At 28.6% G+C, this 23335-nt stretch carries 13 protein-coding genes and 2 rRNA genes; 13 read left to right on the top strand and 2 right to left on the bottom strand.

Annotation, left to right across the window (positions count from 1 at the left end):
- Positions 1–22 precede the first annotated feature (22 nt).
- A complete protein-coding gene (locus EXC58_RS04475) occupies positions 23–2050 on the bottom strand; it encodes a transglutaminase-like domain-containing protein (protein WP_129725877.1) in 2028 nt (675 codons plus the stop codon).
- A 71-nt stretch (positions 2051–2121) separates the two neighbouring features.
- On the bottom strand, positions 2122–5265 hold the full coding sequence (locus EXC58_RS04470; RefSeq protein ID WP_129725875.1) for a coiled-coil domain-containing protein: 3144 nt from the start codon (positions 5263–5265) through the stop codon (positions 2122–2124).
- Between the two features lie 1019 nt (positions 5266–6284).
- Here EXC58_RS04470 and EXC58_RS04465 point away from each other — a divergent pair.
- The 13 genes from EXC58_RS04465 (at position 6285) to EXC58_RS04405 (ending at position 23303) form a co-directional block, all read left to right on the top strand.
- Entirely contained in the window at positions 6285–6743 is a 459-nt protein-coding gene (locus EXC58_RS04465) for a hypothetical protein (RefSeq protein WP_129725873.1), read from the top strand.
- Positions 6744–7433: 690 nt separating this feature from the next.
- A complete protein-coding gene (locus EXC58_RS04460) occupies positions 7434–8270 on the top strand; it encodes a MurR/RpiR family transcriptional regulator (protein WP_129725871.1) in 837 nt (278 codons plus the stop codon).
- 77 nt (positions 8271–8347) lie between these two features.
- Entirely contained in the window at positions 8348–10360 is a 2013-nt protein-coding gene (locus EXC58_RS04455; protein WP_129725869.1) for a PTS fructose transporter subunit IIABC, read from the top strand.
- Positions 10338–10628: a hypothetical protein gene (locus tag EXC58_RS04450; RefSeq protein WP_129725867.1), complete on the top strand. Its 291-nt coding sequence runs from the start codon at positions 10338–10340 to the stop codon at positions 10626–10628. The genes EXC58_RS04455 and EXC58_RS04450 overlap by 23 nt, the downstream gene beginning before the upstream one ends.
- Positions 10621–11526: a type I phosphomannose isomerase catalytic subunit gene (locus EXC58_RS04445; protein WP_129725865.1), complete on the top strand. Its 906-nt coding sequence runs from the start codon at positions 10621–10623 to the stop codon at positions 11524–11526. The genes EXC58_RS04450 and EXC58_RS04445 overlap by 8 nt, the downstream gene beginning before the upstream one ends.
- A gap of 70 nt (positions 11527–11596) precedes the next feature.
- Positions 11597–12775: an ATP-binding cassette domain-containing protein gene (locus EXC58_RS04440; protein WP_129725864.1), complete on the top strand. Its 1179-nt coding sequence runs from the start codon at positions 11597–11599 to the stop codon at positions 12773–12775.
- Complete coding sequence (locus EXC58_RS04435; RefSeq protein ID WP_165177565.1) at positions 12756–13739, top strand: sugar ABC transporter permease; 984 nt, start codon at positions 12756–12758, stop codon at positions 13737–13739. The genes EXC58_RS04440 and EXC58_RS04435 overlap by 20 nt, the downstream gene beginning before the upstream one ends.
- Positions 13706–14518: an ABC transporter permease subunit gene (locus EXC58_RS04430; protein ID WP_129725860.1), complete on the top strand. Its 813-nt coding sequence runs from the start codon at positions 13706–13708 to the stop codon at positions 14516–14518. The genes EXC58_RS04435 and EXC58_RS04430 overlap by 34 nt, the downstream gene beginning before the upstream one ends.
- 1425 nt (positions 14519–15943) lie before the next feature.
- Positions 15944–16339 (top strand): hypothetical protein, encoded by a 396-nt coding sequence (locus EXC58_RS04425; RefSeq protein WP_129725858.1) that lies wholly within the window; start codon positions 15944–15946, stop codon positions 16337–16339.
- Positions 16340–16610: 271 nt separating this feature from the next.
- Positions 16611–17747, top strand: coding sequence for a YitT family protein (locus EXC58_RS04420; protein ID WP_129725855.1), 1137 nt, complete (start codon positions 16611–16613; stop codon positions 17745–17747).
- A gap of 55 nt (positions 17748–17802) precedes the next feature.
- Positions 17803–18474: a recombination protein O N-terminal domain-containing protein gene (locus EXC58_RS04415; protein ID WP_129725853.1), complete on the top strand. Its 672-nt coding sequence runs from the start codon at positions 17803–17805 to the stop codon at positions 18472–18474.
- A 133-nt stretch (positions 18475–18607) separates the two neighbouring features.
- Positions 18608–20114, top strand: a 16S ribosomal RNA gene (locus EXC58_RS04410).
- Positions 20115–20412: 298 nt separating this feature from the next.
- Positions 20413–23303: ribosomal RNA gene (locus EXC58_RS04405) — 23S ribosomal RNA — on the top strand.
- Together the 16S and 23S rRNA genes form the textbook arrangement of a ribosomal RNA operon.
- Positions 23304–23335 lie beyond the last annotated feature (32 nt).

The raw sequence follows: 23335 nt of genomic DNA, 5'->3' as shown, positions 1-23335 counted from the left end.
AGTGGTACATTTTTTATTAACTTTAAAGACTATCAGGAAGATCTTTATATTCGTATTCTTTAGGGTTTTTGAAAAACATTATAGTGGTTTGATATGAGGCGATATCAAGTTTAAATTTGTTCATTCATTCTGAATTACGTTCTAAAAATAAATCTTTATCATCTCTAAGTTCATATGTTTGGTGTTCAATATCTGCTTCATATAAGTCTCAATTAGTTAAATCAATTGCTTTTCATCTTCCATCAATAAAAACTTCATTTCAAGCGTGACCTGAATTTGCTATTGTTGATAAAGGAGAACCTGAATATACACCACCCAAAATTCGGACTGGAATGTTTAAAATTGTCAGTGCCGCAGCTAAATTCATCGAATAACCAACACATTCAATTTCTGGATCGTTAGTGAAAATTTGAGTTGGATTATAAATTCCATAACCATTGTAATTAAAATATTTGTTTGTTGGAGATAAATAAATAGTATTGGTAATAATATAATAAGCAACCGCTTTAATTTTAGTTTTATCATCTCAAGTATTATTGATAATTTTAGGTAAAATTTCTTTTCAATGATTAAATCATTTTTTGTATTCGGGAATTGGGTTAATCCAGTAGCCATCATTAAGAAGAGATTTTCCTTGTTTTATTTCTTTTTGTGTTATAGAAGAAGAGGAATCAAAAATTAATTTATTTGATTTTATTCTAGTGTGAACGGGTTTTATTAGTTCTGATTTTATATTTCGATATAAACCATCAGAAAACAAGTTTGGTTGATCTCACAAGAGGTTGTTATAAACTTCAAAATCAGGAACAACAGCAGTCAAAACAGGGTCTAGATTTATATTGTCATGATATTTAAAAAATTTTTTAAAATTAAATTTTTTTAATTGTTGGAAGTCTTTATTTCTATATTTTTTATTATCAATATTTAAATCTGAAAAGCCTCCATAAATTTGAAAATTGTTGTATTTTAATCCGAATCTATTTATTTCGTCAATTCTTTGCTTTTTGAGCTTGTTACTCTTTTTAGCAAAATTCGAAAAATTCATTTCCTTAACATCATTGTAATTTACTTTTTCAGGGTGTTGAGGATTTATAGTTCAAAGCTCATCATATCTATCTGGAGCAAAATTTATTTGATTTTTTATGTAATTGCTAATGATTTTATTATCTTTAAATTTAGGATTTATTTGTAAAGCTTTAATTTTTTTATCTTCAATTTTATTGATTTGATCTTTTTCTTGTACAAAAACCCAATTTCACCTTTGATAAAATTTTAATCAATTTTTAATATATTGATCATCGATAAAAATCTTTTGATAATTTCCACTATAGTATTTGCTAGGTTCTAATGTGAACTTGTTGTTTTTATCTATTCCTCATTGAAAATCAACATATTCTTCATAATTATTTTGATAGTAATATAAAATCTTTTTTAATCTTTCCAAAGGTTGAATATAGTATGGATGCTGTTCATATAACTTGATTTGTTGCTTTAGTTTATAGATATAAAAATTTTTTATGTAATTTTCTAATTCTATTTTTTTATTATTAACTGATGATGAATAAATATTTTTTGATTTTTCATTAAAAATTTTATTTCACTCTTGTTGATCTTCTTGAGATAATACTAGTTCATCTTTATTTAAAAATGCTTGTTTTCATATGTTGTAATTTTCGAAAAATAAGTTTCAATTTGAATGGATTTGTTGTAAAAAATAATCTCCATTTAAAGCTTTTTTAACTTGGTTAATCTTTTGATTTATAAATAACAACAAATCTTCTGAGATTGGAAGATTTTTACTTTCTAATTTAATCTTTTCAAATTTGTGAACTAGAGGCATAAAATCATATTCAGGACGTTTTGGTGCTTTGAATATTTTTGATTCTTCACCAAAGTTTTTGTTTAAAATTTCAGTTTTTGGAATTAAGAAATCATTATTTTTAGCTACAAAAAATAAAGGAAAAACAATAGATGATGTTATTATAACCCCACAAACTAAAGGTAACAGTGTTTGAATTTTTTTATAAGTAAAAATCTTTATAAATTTCATATTATTTCAATTATAACAATAATTAAATTGCTGATATATTAGAAACATCCTTTCAGAGATATTCAAATTTTTTAATCGAAAGAAAACTCTTTTTTTATAATTTCTTCAATTCCTACAATTGGAGCTCTAGAAAAAAGTTTTTCAATATTGACTTGCTGGCGAAGATAAGCGTCCTGAGTTTTAATTTTTAGATAATCACCTGCAACATTAATAAATTCTAATTGCGACTGGTCAGCATTAACTAATTTCACAAGAAGCAATTCTGTATGAAGTGCCTCCCTAGCTGAATCGTTGATATTATACTGTTTTACTTTTGAACTATATGCAATTTTTTGGTTTTCTAAGAAAACTTTGCGTTCATATATTCAGTCTATATATTTTAATTTTTTTGTATCATCTTTTTCTTCAGTATCGATGTAATAAATTCTGAATGTGTATTTTTCGGCATTTGGGTCCATTATTTTAACTCTGAATTTGCTGATAACTGAAATACGATCTAGTTTAAAGCCTGGATTTTGATATTCAAAGTATTTGTTATAATTTTCCTTATCGTGTTGTGGATCTGAATATCCTGTTATTAATTTATCAGATCAACCATTAATTGAATAGGCAAATCGATTGGTAGCATTTTGGTAAAGATTGGAATTTAAGATTACGTTTTTATACTTGATGTAATTATCTGTTGCTTCTTTAATTTTGGTATTTGCCACATCTAATTGTTTCTGAACAGATTGTTTTTGCTCTTGTAATTTAGCAATTTGCTGTTGGTCGTAATTTCTCTGGTTATCAGCATATTTTTGTAGTTGTTCATTCCGATCATTTGCCTCTTTGGAAGATGCATTTGCATTGTGAAGTTTTTTATTTAAATCAACTTGTTCTTTAGTTAGTTGATCGTTTTGTTCTGTTAACCTTTTCAACTCTTCTATAGATTTTTGATTTTGTTTTTCAGATTTTTTAAGAATTTGACCTTGTAATTTTAATGTTTCAGAAGATAAATTAATAATTCTAGTATTGTATTTTTCGACAAAATCAATTTGTTTAGTCAAATCATTTCCTGGAGCTTGTAAATCTTGCAAGGCAAGAAATTTTTCTAGCTCTGAAGTGTTGATTTGATATTGCTTAGCAGATTCTTTTGTTTTTTGAGCAGCATTTTTTCTAGTGATATAAGCACTAGTTAGTGCTGACACATTTCTCGATAAAATGTTAGAAAAATTTGCTTGTTTTGCTTGTAAATCTTCAATTGATTTTTCGATTAAATCCTTTTGAGATTCAAGACTTTGAATTTGTTGTTGTGATTTTTGGTTTTTAAAAGCAAAATCTTTTTGATAAGTATCGTTAAATAAATTATTTAATTGAGTTATTTTATCGAGTGAAGACTTAATATTAGCTTGCATTTGTTCAAGAGATATATTTTCTTCAAAAGGTACTATATCTTCATTTAATTTGCTTCTTAACTCTGAAACATCAATACTTGATTCCATTTCTCCAATTAAAGTATTTGCTTTAACTTTAAGATCATCATATACAGATTTCACAGTGTTAAATACTACTTTGGCTTGAGCTTTGTTAGTGGTTATTTGAGCATTTAATTCTTGGAGTTGAGATTGTGTTATTCTTAAGGTTTCTTGAGTGGTATCTAATGATAATTTATTTTGTTCTAATTCTGCTTGAACAGCATTTAAAGAATTTTGAGTATTAGTAAGTTCTTGATTTTTTGCATTAAGTTCAGATTGAGTAGTACTTAATTGCTCTTTAGTGGAATTTAAACTATCTAAAGTACCTTGATATTGAACTTTAAGTGCGTCTAAAACATTACTTTTGTACTCTTGAATAACTTCTTGAGCTACTCTTAAAGCATCATTAAAAACAGGTGTAAAAGTTTGAGAATAATTATCTGCTGTGTATTGAGTTTTTAAATTAGTTAAAGTTTGAATTTGATGTTTTAACTTATCTGCTGGATCGGTCGCATTTGTATCACCAGTGCTTCTAATAGTTTCCTCAATTCCGCCTAAATTAGTAATTTGATTTTCAAGCAATAAAGCTAAGCTGCTCATTAAATCATTTTTGGTTTGTTCAAGATTTTGTTCTAAAGAATTAATGTTAGCTTGAAGTGTTTGATTTTGACTTTCTAAATGAGCAATTCGTTTAGATTGATTTATTATTTGTAATCCTTTTTCTTGATTTCATTTTGTGTATGAAGGAATAATTGCATTTCTTATTAAATCGTATTCTTTAACGATTTTTTCAAAACTTTTTTGCACTATATTTAAATTAAAAACTTGAAAATCTGAATAGTCGTTCTTTTCTTCAGCTTCGGTCAAAGATTCATTCATTTGATCTACCAATCCAATAAAAAGACTCTCTTTTTTAGTTATAATTTTTAGTGTTTCTTGAATTTTATTTTTAATTTTTTCGGGCTGATCCGAATCAGTTTCTCCAAAATCAAAACCATTAAAATCTTGTAAATTATTTTTAAATTGTGCAATTAATTCTAAATAAAATCTTAATTGACTGATAAGTTTTTCAGCTAAATCTTTAATTTTTTGATCTCTCTGACCAATTTGTTCTTTAAGATCATTTACTTCTTGGTTGTGTTTGTTAATTTGTCTAACAATTAAGTTAATACTACTATTTAATTTATTAAGAAAAATGTTTTGTGACTTTTGGATTGATTTAAAAGCCTTAACTGCACTTTTTGTATCGTTAAAAGTAATTTCATTTAATGAATTTAATAAGCTTTTTGCTTTGTTTAGCGATTCAGTAACCCCTTGACGAGTTTCTTGGGTTAAATTATTATTTTCTAAAAGATTTTTAAGAGTTTTATTTAAAGATGAGACTTTTTTAACTAAGTTGCTTTTTCAATTTAAAAGTGGTTTTTCAAAAGTTTTGTATGCATCTTCGGAAATTTTTTGATAATTGAATTTACTGATAAAATCATTGAAATTTTCACTAGATAAATCGCTTTCTTGTAAGTTTTGAACTAGAAATTGCAAATTTTTGCTTTGTGATTGTAATGATTGAATTTTTAATTTATCTTGTTTGTTTGCGAGATTATATTTTTCAAATTTTAAATTAAGTTCATTTATTTGATTATTTAAAGCGCTAATTTGATATTGATTAATAGTTTTGGCAGTTCCATAACCTATACCAAAAATAGTTCCTATAAGTGGGATTAATCCTAAAAGCAATAATTTTTTCTTTGATTTTTTAGTCATAAGTTTTTCCTTTGCTAGAGATAATGTATATAGTTTTATTAATTAAAAATTAATTTTTATTTTTGAGCTAAATTACTCGATGTTGTTGTTTTGTGTAAGTTTTTATCACTGAATAACAAAATTAAAGACTTCTTATAAAATTGTAATATTTTTCATTTTTACTCAAGTGTTTATGTTATAATTAAACTCTATTGTATTTGAATATTTACTAAGTAATTAAATTAAAAAATGCTTACATAATTTTTAATTAACACTTATTTTTGATTTTAAAGATGATTTTTAGATTTTGTTATTAAAAATCTTTATCTAAATTACAATATGTACCTCCTTGAGTTTTTATTTAAAAAGTTTGTAATTACAATTTAAATTAGCTTCAGATATATTTAAAAAATGAAAATAAATTTCAAAGTTTAAGATTTATAAAATTTTTGCAAAATTAAATTGATTTTTTCATGAACTATTTAATAAAATTAACAAAATTTGCTATCTTTATTTTGGAAATTTCTTTTATATAAACTTTTTAAATTTTGTATACCAATATTTTTTACTGTTTGATTTAAAATATTATAAAAATTACCCATTTTTATAATATTCTTCTTGTCAAAAACACTCGAATAAGACATATAAACAACAACAACAAATAACTTAAAACAAGAGTTAAAGACTTTAAAGGAAACAAATTATTATTGGTATCTTAATTATATTAGTACTTTTAAAAATGAGCAAAAATAAAATGGAATTTTTGAAAATTATGTAAAGTTAACCACAAAAAGATTACTTTTTGTGGTTTTTAATATAAATTTAAAAAGAAGATTATCAAAAAAATAAATTTGGTAGTTTTACTACAATAAGCATACTTTATATTTTTATTAATTTATTAAGTAATTTAAAAACCTTTTTAGTGATTTTTTAGCATTTATTTAATTAAGACGATATACTTTTGTTGAATTATATTTACAAATACTAATTATCTCTGTTAAAAAGAGTAAAATTAATGTTAATGCTCAAGGGAGTTAAAAATGAGTCAATTAATTAAACCTAAATTCAAATCTAAAATAATATTTAGTAAAAAGCTTGCTAATTTTCACAATTTTCTTAATTTTGCTTTAATTATTTTTTTAATTGCTTATATTGTTTTATTTGCAGTATTATTGGGTGTATACGGAATTCCTAAAGAACAAAAAACTAATCAAAAACAATCAAATAATTTATATAAAGGACAAGAAATTATTTATGTTATTTATGCTGTGGCAGGTTTATTTGTTCTTGTTTTATGAATTAAAATGGGATTAGTTTGAATTTCATTATCTAACAAAAACCCACAAAAATATCAAGTCGATGTTTCTAGCCTTTCATTTGTTAAGAAAATTTATCTTTTCTTATTTAGTTTTTCAGGTTCTAAATTTGAACAATTTTGCTTAAAAAATAAATTAGAATTTCATTTTATTAGCGAAAGTCAAAAGTCAAACAATAAATAATAGCTTTTAAAGAGCCAATGGGATAATCTGTATTTTAATTTCTAATTTAAAATATCAAAAAAATATTATAATTTTCTTAACTTTCTAGATAAAGTTATGTTTTTTAAAGAAAATCATTAATCTGTCTATCAAGACTAACCATATTTTTATTTAGAAAATGCATTTTTTTAAATTTTTTTCATTTTTATTGAAATATTTGCTTTATATCTGTTATAATTATTACCTGAGGCATTTGAATGTTTACTAATAATTAACTAAAAAATGATGGCATAATTACCTTATTAACATCAAAAAACAGTTTTATATGATATTTTTTAGAATTTGTTACTTAGAAATAAAAGCTTTATCAAAATTATGCTATTTACCTCCTTGATTTTTTTTATTTAATTAGTTTGTAATTACAATTTAAATTAGCTTCGGGTATATTTAATAAATGAAAATTATTTCATTTTTAAATTGATTTTATACAAACATACAAACAAATAGTTTTTAAATTTTTATTGCCAATAATTTTTATTGACACATGGCAAAACAACTATAAAGAATTTATATTTTTTATAGTTGTTTTTTTATTAAAAACTTTTAAATAAGTTGACAAATACAAAATTAAGTTATTTTACTAATATTTACATTTAAATATTGGTGTTTATTTGAGCTGTAAATTTTGTAAAATTGATTTAAAGAGGAGCAATGAAAGAAACAGTATATACATTTTTTAATCAAAAACAGCTTGATAAATTAACTAAAACCGAACTCAATTTAATTAATTTTGCTTCAAAATATCCAGAAAAATTTTATCGATGCTCAATTAAGCAACTTTCTAATAATACAGGCATTTCTTTATCAATAATATCAAGACTTGCAAAAAAGCTAGATTTTGATTCTTTAAAAGATATGCAGTTTTATGTGTATCATAATTTTTTAAACACTGATTTAAAGGTCTCTGAAAATATTAATTATGACAAACTGATTTTAAAGCAGTTATTTTTGTTTTATAAAGAAAGCATTTCACAAACTTCACATCTGCTTAATTTAAATGAAGTTAATGAAGTGATTCAACACATTTTATCGCATGAACGGATTTATTTATATGGAGCTGGTTCTTCACATTTATCAGCATCAGAACTAGCTACCAATATGCAAAAATTAGGAATTAATTCAGTTGCTTTTAGAGATTTTCATTCACTTCTTTTAATTACTACACAAATTGATATTGAAAATAAATTTGTTATTTTATTTTCAAAAAGCTGCAATACCAGAGAAATTAAATTTATTGTTAATTTATTTACCAAATACCATATTAAATTTTGTTTAATTACTTCAAATAAACAATCCAAAGAAAAATATGAAAACGTAATTTTATATTCAACAATAGAGCAAAGCAAACGGTTTGTCTCAATTTCTTCAAAAATCAATCAACATTTTATTGCTGATTTAATTTTCTTAATTTTGCAAAGTAAAAAAGTCAAAAATTATGATGATAAGTTATCCTTTAATCTTGATATTTTAGAACAATGAAACAAATAATTTTTCATTTATTTGCCAATTATCCGAAATTATTTTCTTTTCTTAAAATATAAAAATGCTAGTTATAAAATAAAAATATGGAAAGACATGAAGTATTTAAACGCGATTATGTTTTTATAAAAGAGAATTTAAGTAGCATTGATGATGCTTTTGCTTTTATTGCTAAAAAAGCAAAAGCTTTAAAAATCGCCACATCAGAAGATAATTTAATTAAATCACTAAAACAAAGAGAACTGGAATTATCAACTGGAATTGAAAAAGGGTTTGCTATTCCTCATTGTCAAAGTGATGCAATTGAAAAACCCAGTTTGTTTTTTATAAAAACTAATGATTCAATAAATTGAAAAACTTTTGATAATTCAAAGGTAAAGTATATGTTTGTGATACTAATTCCAAATAACAATAAAGAAGCTTTACACATGGATATATTAGCGAAAGTTTCTACTATTTTGTTAGATTTGGACAAAGTTGAAAAACTTACTCAAAGTGATTCTGCAGATGAAATATATGAAATAATCAGCGATTATTTGATGAATAAAAATTTAGACAATTCTCACATTTTAAGCGGTAAAAAAGTAATTGGTATTACTTCGTGTGCTGTGGGAATTGCTCATACTTATTTATCGGCAGAAACACTTAATAATACCTTAAAGCAATTAGGATATAGTCCCAAAATTGAAACGCGTGGGTCAGTTGGAATTTTAAACAAGCTTACTCAAACAGATATTGCTGAAGCTGAATTTGTTATTATTGCTTCAGATGTGCAAATTCCGCTAGATGATTTTGGCGGTAAAAAAGTTTATATTACCTCAACTAAAGAAGCTATTCATAATCCTAAAGAAGTAATCCAAAAAGCAAAAAATGCAAATATTTATCAAGTTACTAAAGTTAAAACAACCTCAACAACTCAAACGCAACAAGGTCTTTTAAGACATATTATTAATGGGATTTCGTACATGATTCCTTATGTTATTTTTGGTGGAATTATGATTGCTATTTCCTTAGGTTTTGGAAAGAGCATATACGGAAATAATGCCGCTGCTCCAAAAGGTGATTTTCTATGATGAATTTTAGAAATTGGAGTGGTTTCATTTACCTTAATGATAGGTGCCTTAGGTGCATATATTGCATATTCGATTGCGGGTCGGGCCGCTCTAATGCCTGCGTTTGTGGTCTCATTTATTGCTAATAAAAGTGATTTATTCTTTAATATTGGTGGTATTTCAGCAGTTACGCCAATGGGATTTATTGGAAGTATTTTATTTGGGTTATTAATTGGTTATACAGTTAAATGAATTACCAATTTCAAAATTCAAAAATCAGTAAGTGCACTTATTCCAATGTTTATAATTCCAATTGGAGTTACCTTATTTTACAGTCTGTTAGTGATTTTTGTTGTTGGTGCTCCAATTGGTTGAGTTATGGATAAATTTATCGCTGCACTGCAAAGTATTTTTACAACAAAATCTAATTTAGGAATAGGGATTGCCTTTTTATTAGGTATTTTACTTGGAGCAATGGCTGGTTTTGATATGGGAGGACCAATTAATAAAGTTGCTTTTTTAACTTCAACTGCATTAGTTTCGCAAAAAATCTTCCAACCTATGGGAATGGTTGGGGCCGCTATTCCAGTTGCTCCTTTAGGAATGGGACTAGCAACATTAATTTTTAGAAAGAAATTTAGCAATAACGAAAAATCTTTAGGGCTTTCAGCAATTTTAATGGGATTTATTGGAATTTCTGAAGGAGCTATTCCTTTTGCGGTCGCCGATCCTAAACGTGTAATTGTAGCAAATGTAGTAGGTTCATCAGTAGCTGGTGGTATAGCTGGTGCTTTAAGTGTTTCAAATGCAGCGGCGCACGGAGGACCAATTGTTGCAATTTTAGGTGCAGTAGGCTCTCAAACTCACGGAACTGGATTAGGAATTTTATTTTTCTTTATTAGTATAATCGTAGGAACAACAATTACTGCCTTAATTTATGGTTTTTGAAAAGATAAAAATATTAAAAAGTCATCAAAATTAGCAATAATTTTAGAGAAAATCAATTTCTTTAAGAGAGGAAAAAATGACAGCAAGAAAGCTTTTTAATGCTCAATTATCAAGGGATAAGATAATTTTTATAATCTTATTAACATTTGCTGTTATTTGCTTAATAGCAGGGATAGTTTTGGTTGCTTTAGGAAGTGCAGACTATCTAAAATTTGTTGAATTACACCTTGAAAAAAGTTCTAAACAAATTCAAATTTCTAAATTTATTTATGGTATATTTTTATTAATTTGAGGAGTTTTGTTACTTGTTTTAAGTGCATTATTCGGAAATTCACAATTTAATAAAAAACTCAATAAAAATGAATAAGATAATATTTTTAAAACCATATTTTAAAGAAACTTTGTGAGCTAATGACAATATTAAGCAAATGTACAACTTGCAAAATAATGTTGGTGAGGCTTGACTTATCTCTGTGATAAAAGGTTGCGAATCTGCAGTTAGAGAAACCAATCAAAAATTTAGCGATTTTATTAAGGAAAATCCAAACTTTTTTAATTTAACAAATGAACAAGCAAAGACATTTGTTTATCCCAATTTAACAAAATTTTTAGATGCTAAGTTGCCATTAAGTATTCAGGTTCATCCTGATGATGAATATGCTCAAAAATTGGGAACTTTAGGAAAAAATGAATGTTGATATGTTCTAAAAAATAGCCAAGATCCTTTTATTTTAGGAACAAAAACTACAGATATTGAGAAAATTTCAAAAACTATCAATAGTAAAAATATCGAAAAATATTTAAATAAAGTTAAACTTGAAATTAATGATTTTGTCTTTATTGAAGCTGGTTTAGTTCATGGGGTCCCTGCTGATACGTTAGTTTTTGAATTACAACAATCTAGCGATATTACATATCGCTTATATGATTATGAGCGAGTGGATCAATTAGGACAAAAAAGACAAATACATATTAATGAATCCCTAGAAACAATTAAGTTGCACCTTCAACCCGAAATTCAAAAAACATTAACTAATGGTTTTTATAAAACTAAAAACTTTAATTTAACTAAAATAGAATTAAATGACCAGGAAATGACTATTTCTACACAAAAATCAAAACATTGCATTGAAATAGTTATTTACAATGGTGAAGGTTTTATAGATGCATTAGAAGTAAAATCTGGAGATGTATTGATAGTAAGTAAACAAAAGCTTAATTTTAAATTAAAAGGAAAAATGCAATTGTTTTTAAATTATTTATAAAAGCTTTTTGATGCATAAAAGAAGAAAAATGTTTAGTTAATAACTAAACATTTTTTATAATATAGGAACTATGGATGAAATTGCAACTATAAAAAATGTAGTTTTAAAAAAAGATAACAAAATTATTTTAAACATTCCAGAATTAAGATTGCCTAAAAATAAAATAATTTCTCTAGTGGGACCTTCTGGAGCTGGTAAAACTACATTGCTAAATTTACTCTCTAAAATAGAAATTGCAAAAAATTCGGAAATTAAGTTATATAAGGATATAACAACTTCTGATATTGGATATATTTTACAAGAAAACTTTCTTTATGAAGAAATTAGTGTCTTTCAAAATATTTATTTAAGTGCAAAAAATTCCTTTGTGTGACGTAAGGAAAAACGAAGTGAATTTTTACAAAATCCAAAAATTTTAGAATTTAAAAACTCTAAATATATCCACAATCAAGTAAATCATTATTTAAATAATACCAATCCTAAAAAAGAAAAATCTCTTTTTTGAAGGTTGTGAATTTTGATGTTTTGATTTTTTTTATTTAAAGATTTTAAGTTTTTCAAACAACTTATCACACAATTAAGATTAAAAAAATTTTTTAAAAAAGATTTAGAATTTATTGCTAAAAAAGTTGAAATAACCGAAATTCTCAATAATAAAGCTCAAAACATCTCAGGGGGTCAAAAGCAAAGAGTCTTAATAGCTAAAGCTATTATCAAAAAATCACAATTAATTTTAATGGATGAGCCTTTTTCGGCTTTGGATGTAAAAATCAAGGAAAAAACCATTGAGTGAATTGCAAAAATTAAAAAGGAATTTAATTTATCAATTATTTTAGTGACTCACGATCAAAATGATGCACTTAAACTTAGTGATTATATATTGGTGCTAAGAAATGGTCAAATTGAACAATTTGACACAAAAGATAATGTTTTGGAATACCCTGCAACTTTTTTTGTAGCAAATTTTTTCTGTTTTCCAAAACTTAATTTAATTTCCGAAGATGTCAATAGCAAATCTTTCATAAAACCTCGGGACATTTATATTACTCTTGCTAATAATTTAGATAGTCAGTGAAAAATCATAAGTAAGGAAAATATTGCTGATTTAACTATTTATAAAGTCACTAATGAAAAGTCCACTTATATAACGCTAAGCACTAATAATAAAATGAATATTGGTGATTGAGTAGATGTAAAAATTGATCAAGAAAAAATCTTGAAATTTCAAAATGAAGAAATTGCAATTTAAATTTAACAAAGAAGTGCTCAAAAAGTATTCTATAGCAATACTTTATATGCTTCCGCTTTTTGTGATTATTTTAATTTTTTATATCTACCCAATTATTAATATTATCAGTGAATCTTTTGTAATCTTTCCTAGTGAAACTAAAAAAACTATTTATCAATATGGGATAAATAATTATAGCAAGGTCTTTATTGATCCAGATTTTAAAGTGGCTATATCTAATTCGACCTTTTTATTTTTTGTTCCAACTTTCTTTTCATTACTGTTTTCAATTATCATTGCTTATTTAATTAGTTCGCTAACTTTAAAAAGAACTAGAAATTTCTTTTTAAAGTTAATATACTCACAATTTTTTATCTCTAGCTTTACAGTTGGATTAGCATTTATTTTGCTTTTTAGTCAAGAAAACTTATTTTTTGAGTTTTTTCATTCAAAGAAAAGTTTTATATATGGAAACAACAAACTTAACATTAAATTTTACCTATTTATTTTCCAACTTTGAAGATCACTTCCCTTTAATATAGTTATTTTTGGATTTATTTTTAGTCGAATTAATGAAAAATATAAAAAACTAATTCAAATTGATAACTTAACTTTTTTTGATAAATTAAGATATTTATATTATCAAGAATTTAGTAAAGCTTTTATTTTAGTTGCTTATACAAATTTAATTTTTTCGTTTTTAATGTATCCTGGTGCAATTATTGAAGAAGATAAAATTCAATCAAGCAACGCGCACACATTAGCTAGTTATGTTTTCTCACTAACTAAACCTTTTGGTGGAGTGCTAACTGTTGATGCTAATAAAGCCTATGCAGCTAGTGTAATTGTTATTTTATATTTACTATTTTTATTTATTGCCACTTGATTTAGTTATTTTATGCTTAAAATATCAATTAAAAAAATCATTGGTAAATCCAAAAAGGAGGCAAAATGTATAAAAAAATCATCAAAGACATATCAATAATTGCCTTGGTTTTACTTTTGATTTTTATTATTTTATTTCCTCTTTATATCCTTATTGTAACATCACTAATGTCTACTTCCGCTACAACAAATAAAGAATATTCGCTCTTTTTTAAAGAATTGGAATTTCAAAATTTTAGCTTCTTTAAAGATACTATGTTTTGAAATGCAATTTTAATTTCACTAGAAAGCTCACTTGTTTTAATTTTTGCTCGTTTAATTATTTATTCATTATTTGCCATTGGCTTATCAAAACTCAGTAAAAAAATTACTAAATTTATTTGAATTATTATATTAGTATTTTCGTTTATCCCTGAATTTACAATTTATTTTTCGCTTAATAAATTATTAAATGATTTACATTTAACAAACTCACTTACTCCAATTTCTTTAGTAACAAATGGAATTTTCTCTTACTTTTTTATGTATAACTTATCAATACATTTTGAAAAAAGTAAACAAAAATATCATAAAGCCTCTTTAATTGATAATTTAAACATCTGACAAAAAATGTATTTAGTATATTGAAAAGAGATGAAAGAAATTTATTTATTATTAATTGTTTTTAGTTTTGTTTCAGTGTGAAATGACTTTTTATGGCCAAATTACTTATTAAGTGGGACTGACACAAAAACAGTTGGAATTTGATTTAGACAAATTGGCCCTACTCCAGCAGGAGGATATTTTATCAACATTCAATCAGCAGGAGCTTTAGTAGTTGTAGCATTACCTTTAATTGTTTATTTTATTTTTTCAAGCAAAATTGTTAAATCAATTTAGATTTGAAAAATTATTTTAAACCTAAAATTTAGGGAACAAAAACAAAGCTTAGGTTAATTGAGAAATCATTGATTACACTCTTCATTTAAGTTAAAAAATATAAAATTCATAAATATTTTATATGGAGCTGGGTAATAGGTATTTAAATATAAACACAAGAACTCTGTTGTTTCACATTGTTTAGATTAATTGATAAAATATTAATCTAAAAATATTTTTAATATTTTGTTTTAAAATAGAAATAATTATTTCTGATTAAATTTAGATAAAAAAAGAAGTAAATTAAGGATTGCAAATGGAAAATAATTTAGATAATATTACATATTGAACAATTATCATATTCAATTTTTATTTTTATCCTAGAGCTTTATATTTTTATGCAATAAATTTAAACAAATGAAAATTTATTTTACTTTTAATTAATTTGTTATTTTTAAAGATCAAAAACAACAAAAAAAGTTGATTTGAAGACAAATCATTAAAAGAAGCAATTTTTAAATTGTTGGGTAAAGTAGAATATGAAAAAAGAGTCGTTTTTAAAAATATAATGTTTGATATTTTTATTAACTGTATTTTCTTATATTCAGTAATTATTGCTCCTCTTTTCATCGATATAAAGCAAGAGTTTTTCTACTTAGAATATTATTTCTTAATTTGAATACTTTTTTCACTTTTTGGAATTTTTTTATCAGTCATAGTTTTTTATAAATTTTTTCAATTTAAGCAAAAAATAGAAAAATTTAACATTTTTAATGTGTTTATAATCAAACCAATAAAAAACTCAAAAAATACTCAAAGTTCAAATGGCAAAGAATTGTTTTTATTTTTTTCGAATATTTTTAGCAAAAAAATAAATGCTTATGTTTTAAATGAAGAAAAAATTGTTAGTTTTTTAGGTAATGATACTAAAACTATAATGTATATTTATATATACGACATAAGCAACTTTAATGCTCCCTATTTTGTTTTTGAGCATAAAGAAATGATAAAAAATTATGAGGGAGCAAAATGGTAAAATTTGGTTTTTATATTTCTTTAATATTTCTTTTCATCGATTTACTGATTTTATTACTTACAATGCTTGAACGTTTTTATTGAATTTTTAAGAAAATAGAAAGCGATTTAATAACTATTGCGATTAAAAAATCAAATTTTGTAATAAAAAATAAAATTAAAGTACACAAAATGTTCACAGAAAGTATTTGTGTCATCGAAAATCTAACTAATAGAACTAATAAAAAATTATTTTATAAATTTTTAATATTTGCAATTTATTTTTCGTTAGTTTTTTGAATATCTTTTAACATCAATGAATTTTCAACATCATTTTTTCAAATTTTTCATTTAGTATTTTATTCTTTTTTTACAATTACGTGAATGTCAATATTATTTTCTATAATTTATAGAATTTTCAGAATTAAAAAGATGGTTAAAATAAAAAACAAAATATCTTCAGATGATAAGGCTAAATTATTTTATTTAAATTTAAATAATAAAAAAGATACAGATTTATTTCATACAGGATCTATAAAAAATCTTAAAGCTAGTGGAATTTTAATAAACAAATTAGAACAAAATACAGAAATAATAATCTCATATAACTCTATTGGTTATAAAAATGTTTTTAATATTAATAAACAGAAAATTATGTTGAACAGAGATATTCTTCTGTATAAATTAAACGGGAATAAAGAAAAAGCTAGAATTATTCATTACTTGCTCGTTGTTTATTCAAATTACGAAAAAGAAGAATTTTATAATGCTAATTACAATGAAAATATAAATTATTTTCTTTATTTAGAAAAATATTATAAAAAGTAAAATTTAAATATATAAATTAAAATTAATTTAGAAGAAATAATATGAAAAGCTTATTTTTAAAAGTAGGAAAACCAGTTGCTAATTTATCTCAAATTTCTTCTGTTATATCAACTAGTTCAACACCAGAAAACCATATTAAAATAAAATTTTATGGTTATTAAGTAAAAGAACAAAAAATTAACTTTTAATGTTCTTTTACTCAATATAAATAATTCAAACTAATTATCAATCATTAAGAAGACTTTTTAAAAAAGTGCTTATAATATAGAATATGAGAATTAAAGATCCTCAAAATTTAATTGAAGAAAATAAAATAGTTGAAGTTAAAAGAGCTAAAATTAAGCAATCTCTTTTAACGTTTGGAACTTTTTATCGGGTAAAGTCACTAAAATTACAAATCTTTTTTACGCTCATTATTGCAATTTTATTCGCCTTATTTCAATACATAATTGTACAAATTACCGGCTTATATGAAATGGGGATAGCCGCCATTTCTCAATCAGTTGCTCGACTTAGTTATTCGCTTTTAGAAGGAAATGAGAATCGTTTTGTCATTTATAACAGTATTTTTTGAATGTTAAATTTATTTGCTAATATTCCGCTATTTTTCTTATCATGAAAATTCATCGGAAAACGATTTACTTTATTAAATTTAGTTTTTATGAGTACTGTATCAATAACTGGATTAATTATTAGCAACTTAATTACTAATAATGAACACTTATATATTTTTGGTCATTTAGATGAACATAAGCTTGTATCGTGAGAAAAAGGAACTTTTTCAGATTTTTCAATTATTTTTTATGCTCTATTATGGGGAGCAATTCAAGCTGTATGTACTGCAATTTTACTCATTATTGATAGCTCTTCAGGAGGATTTGATATTTTAAGTGTGTATTTATCACATAAAAAATTCAAAAACGTTGGGCCACTTCTAATGTTTTTACATTTAGGATCATTTATTTTTGCTTACTTTATTGGAAGTTATTTAACTAATGGACTTACCACACATAACTGAAAACTTACTAACCTTTTTAGCCCTGCATTTGTGAGCGGAGTGTTAATGGTACTGTTTAATGGATGGTTTTTAAACATTCTTTTTCCCAAATTCCAAATGGTTAAAGTTGAAATTATTTCTTCTCAACCTTGAACTATTATTGAGCAAGTGAACCAACTTAAAGAATATCGTTTTGCTACTAGCGTTAATGAAGTTAAGGGTGGTTATACTAAAGAAACGCAAAATATTATTGTTACAACATGCTTATTTATTGATGCAGCTAAATTCATTGAAGTGGCTAGAAATGTGGATCAAAATGCCTTTATTAGCATTGCCAACCTTAAAAAAGTTGATGGATATTTATATGTAACTAACATTCAATACAAATCATTATTTAAAAAGAAAAAGTAACTCTCTCAAAAAAGTCTCGAAAAAGATCAAAGAGACTTTTTATATAATTTTAATAATGTCTAATATAACTATTAAAGAAGCGATTTTTTTAAACCAAAAACAAGTTGGTCAAAATGAATTTTTGACAACTTTTTTAACTTCACAAGGTCAAGTGACTTTATTTGCACAAGGATTAAATAAACCACTTTCTAAAAATGCTAGTAATTTAGTTGAGGGAGGACTGTGCATTATTGAATATTTTCAAGCTCGTCAAAAACAAAAAATCGGTCGTTTAAAAAAAGTTTCTTTACTTGGACAATATAATTTTGGGGATGAATTTGTTTTTAGGCTACTTAAAAGAATACAAAATATGGCTTTAAGTATTCATTTTGACAATGAATTTATTCAAACTTATCACCTTGTTAATGGCATCTTTAACAATGAACATTTTTTTCAAGTGATTAATTTATTTTTAGTTACTTTAATTAAATATCATCAAGTGGAAATTAACGTAAATAGCTGTGTTTTATGCTCAAGCAAGAGAATTACTTCTTTTGATTTAAATCAAGGAGGGTTTTTGTGTTCAAGTCACTGTCAAAAAACAAAATCAGCTCAGCTATTAGAGCGAATTTATTATCTTTTTAATGCTCCTACTATATATATAGGAAAAAGCCAAAGCGATCTTGATAAAATTATTTATTTTCTTTTAACTAGTTTTTGCATTGAGAAGTTAATTTTAAACCCCTAGTTAAAAGAACTTTAAAATTTAAAAAAATCCAAAAAAATATTTTCGAAAAAAATTTTTCTATGTATAATTAGAAAGCTAACAACAGCAAAAAGTTCTTTGAAAACTAGATATATAACAATACATGACAGTCAATTTTTTCGAGAGTTTGATCCTGGCTCAGGATGAACGCTGGCTGTGTGCCTAATACATGCATGTCGAGCGGAGTTTATTTATAAACTTAGCGGCGAATGGGTGAGTAACACGTACTTAACGTACCCTTTAGATTGGAATAACGCTGAGAAATTAGCGCTAATGCCGGATATTTATTATCAACGCATGTTGGTAATATCAAAGAAGCGTTTGCTTCACTAAAGGATCGGGGTGCGGAACATTAGCTAGTTGGTAAGGTAAAAGCTTACCAAGGCGATGATGTTTAGCGGGGTTGAGAGACTGAACCGCCACACTGGGACTGAGATACGGCCCAGACTCCTACGGGAGGCAGCAGTAGGGAATTTTCCACAATGAGCGAAAGCTTGATGGAGCGACACAGCGTGCAGGAGGACGGCCTTCGGGTTGTAAACTGCTGTTATAAGGGAAGAAAAAGTAGTGTAGGAAATGACATTACCTTGACGGTACCTTGTCAGAAAGCAACGGCTAACTATGTGCCAGCAGCCGCGGTAATACATAGGTTGCAAGCGTTATCCGGAATTATTGGGCGTAAAGCGTCTGTAGGTTGTTTATTAAGTCTGGCGTCAAAACTTGGGGCTCAACCCCAAATCGCGTTGGATACTGATAAACTAGAGTTATTTAGAGGTTAATGGAATTTCTTGTGAAGCGGTGGAATGCGTAGATATAAGGAAGAACACCAACATGGCGAAGGCAATTAACTGGGAATACACTGACACTGAGAGACGAAAGCGTGGGGAGCAAACAGGATTAGATACCCTGGTAGTCCACGCCGTAAACGATGATGATTAGCTGATGGACACCATCGGCGCAGCTAACGCATTAAATCATCCGCCTGAGTAGTATGCTCGCAAGAGTGAAACTTAAAGGAATTGACGGGGATCCGCACAAGCGGTGGAGCATGTGGTTTAATTTGAAGATACGCGTAGAACCTTACCCACTCTTGACATCTTCTGCAAAGCTATAGAGATATAGTGGAGGTTAACAGAATGACAGATGGTGCATGGTTGTCGTCAGCTCGTGTCGTGAGATGTTCGGTTAAGTCCTGCAACGAGCGCAACCCTTGTCCTTAGTTAAATGTTCTAAGGAGACTGCCTAGGTAACTGGGAGGAAGGTGGGGACGACGTCAAATCATCATGCCTCTTACGAGTGGGGCAACACACGTGCTACAATGGATAGTACAAAGAGAAGCAAGATGGCAACATGGAGCAAATCTCAAAAAACTATTCTCAGTTCGGATTGAAGTCTGCAACTCGACTTCATGAAGTCGGAATCGCTAGTAATCGTAGATCAGCTACGCTACGGTGAATACGTTCTCGGGTCTTGTACACACCGCCCGTCAAACCACGGGAGCTGGTAATGCCCGAAGTCGGTTTTGTTAACTACGGAAACAACCGCCTAAGGCAGGACTGGTGACTGGGGTTAAGTCGTAACAAGGTATCCCTACGAGAACGTGGGGATGGATCACCTCCTTTCTACGGAGTACATAAAAACATCTAAATTAGATGTTTAATTTACCTTAAAGACTATTTTTTAAAAATCAGTCATGTAGCTTGTTGAATAGTCCAAGTGATATATATCTAGTTTTGAGAGAACTTTAATCTCTCAAATATGTTCTTTGAAAACTGAATAGTAAAGATATTTAATTAATATAACAACGACATCAAATAAAACAATTAGTCAATTTGTTTTGTGATACCGAGTTATAAATTATTAGTAATAATAGTTTATTAAAATGTCTTTGAATACATCAACAATAGGAAAATACATAACTTTTAAATAAGTAAGAGTTTGTGGTGGATGCCTTGGGTCTGGAAGTCGATGAAGGACGTGATTACCTGCGAAAAGCCTCGTGGAGCTGGATATACGCTACGATACGGGGATGTCCGAATGGGGAAACCTAGTTAGAGGAAAGTCTAACTGCTTAGCGATGAATCTATAGTCGCTATAGACGAGAGACGTTGTGAACTGAAACATCTTAGTAGCAACAGGAAAAGAAAATAAATAATGATTCCATCAGTAGCGGCGAGCGAAAGTGGAACAGCCCAAACCAACATATGTTGGGGTTGTAGGACTATCTACATGAAGTTACAAAATTTTGTTATAGCAAAATTAGTTGGGAAACTAAAGCATAGAGGGTGATACTCCCGTATGCGAAATGGCAAAATCTTCTGATAGCATCCTGAGTAGGGCGGGGCACGTGAAACCCTGTCTGAACCAGCCGGGACCATCCGGTAAGGCTAAATACTAACCAGACACCGATAGTGAACTAGTACCGTGAGGGAAAGGTGAAAAGAACCCCGGGAGGGGAGTGAAAGAGATTCTGAAACCACTTACTTACAATTAGTCAGAGCCCGTTAATGGGTGATGGCGTACATCTTGCAGTATGGACCGGCGAGTTATGTTATCATGCGAGGTTAAGTGGAAAAAAGCGGAGCCGTAGAGAAATCGAGTCTAAATAGGGCGACATTAGTATGATGACATATACCCGAAACCAGGTGATCTATTCATGAGCAGACTGAAGCTTGGTTAATCCCAAGTGGAGGGTCGAACCGTAGTACGCTGAAAAGTGCCCGGATGACTTGTGAATAGCGGAGAAATTCCAATCGAACTTGGAGATAGCTGGTTCTCCTCGAAATAGCTTTAGGGCTAGCGTGTGATGTTAAACTTTGGTGGTAGAGCACTGAATATGGAATGGCCGCGCCTAGCGGTACTGACTATAATCAAACTCCGAATACCATTGTGTATTATCATGCAGTCGGAACCGGGGTGCTAACGTCCCGGCTCGCGAGGGCAACAACCCAGATCGTCGGCTAAGGTCCCAAAATTGTGTTAAGTCAGAAAGGTTGTGGGGTTTCATAAACAACTAGGAGGTTGGCTTAGAAGCAGCCATCCTTTAAAGAGTGCGTAATAGCTCACTAGTCAAGAGACCCTGCGCCAATAATGTAACGGGAGTAAACACAATACCGAAGCCACGGGTACATTTATGTACGTTAGAGGAGCGTTCTAAACGCAGTGAAGTCAGATCGTGAGAACTGGTGGAGCATTTAGAAGTGAGAATGCCGGTATGAGTAACGATTTGTAGTGAGAATCTACAACGCCTATTGGGAAAGGTTTCCTGGGCAAGGTTCGTCCACCCAGGGTTAGTCAGGGCCTAAGGAGAGGCTGAAAAGCGTATCCGATGGACAACAGGTTAATATTCCTGTACTATCAATAATAAGTGATGGAGTAACGGAGAAGGATAGCACTACCTATTAATGGATTTAGGGGTAAGCTTTTACTGGTGAACATAGTTAAATGCGTGTTCTATAACTGGGAGAAGTGATGCATAGGCTTTAATGTCAAATTGTGTGATTTCATGCTTCCAAGAAAAGCTTCTAAGCGTTATAACATTATTGGTACCTGTACCAAGAACGGACACACGTTCCCAAGATGAGTATTCTAAGGCGAGCGAGAAAACTAGTGTTAAGGAACTCTGCAAAATGACCCCGTAAGTTCGCAAGAAGGGGTGCCTATATTTATAGGCCACAGTAAATTGTGAGGGGCAACTGTTTATCAAAAACACAGCTCTCTGCTAAACCGCAAGGTGAAGTATAGGGGGTGAAGCCTGCCCAGTGCCCGAAGGTTAAGCGGATGCGTTAGCTTATTAGCGAAGCGTTGAAGTGAAGCCCGGGTGAACGGCGGCCGTAACTATAACGGTCCTAAGGTAGCGAAATTCCTTGTCGGCTAAATACTGACCTGCACGAAAGGCGCAATGATCTCTCAACTGTCTCAACACTAGACTCGGTGAAATTATGGTCCCAGTGAAAACGCTGGGTACCCGCATCAAGACGAAAAGACCCCATGGAGCTTTACTACAACTTCGTATTGGAACTTGGCCTAACATGTGTAGGATAGGTGGGAGACGGTGAGATTAAGGCGCTAGCCTTGATGGAGTCATCCTTGAAATACCACCCTTGGTATGTTGAGTTTCTAACCTGCTACCTTTATCAGGTAGGGGGACAGTGCGTGGTGGGTAGTTTGACTGGGGCGGTCGCCTCCTAAAAGGTAACGGAGGCGTTCAAAGGTACACTCAATATGGTCAGAAACCATATGTAGAGCGCAAAGGTAGAAGTGTGCTTGACTGCGAGACCTACAAGTCGAGCAGGTGCGAAAGCAGGACTTAGTGATCCGGCTGTATGTTATGGAACAGCAGTCGCTCAACGGATAAAAGTTACCCTGGGGATAACAGGCTTATCTTGCCCAAGAGATCACATCGACGGCAAGGTTTGGCACCTCGATGTCGGCTCATCGCATCCTGGAGCTGGAGTTGGTTCCAAGGGTTTGGCTGTTCGCCAATTAAAGCGGTACGCGAGCTGGGTTCAGAACGTCGTGAGACAGTTCGGTCCCTATCTGATGTGGGCGTTGGAATATTGATGAGAGCTGCTCTTAGTACGAGAGGACCGGAGTGGACGTACCGCTGGTGTTCCAGTTGTTTTGCCAAAAGCATAGCTGGGTAGCTAAGTACGGAAAGGATAACCGCTGAAAGCATCTAAGTGGGAAGCCTCCTCAAAGATAAGTATTCCCTTGAAATTCCTTATAGACTATGAGGTTGATAGGATGGAAGTGTAAGTGTAGTAATACATTCAGCTGACCATTACTAATAAATTGATCGGTTTAAAAGTTAAGATGTATTCAAAACATTTTAATAAATTAT

It is taken from the genome of Mycoplasmopsis citelli, from assembly GCF_900660645.1.
Classification (GTDB): domain Bacteria; phylum Bacillota_I; class Bacilli_A; order Mycoplasmatales; family Metamycoplasmataceae; genus Mycoplasmopsis; species Mycoplasmopsis citelli.
Note: the sequence above shows the minus strand (reverse complement) of the source record. Positions and strands in the feature narration are given on the sequence as shown.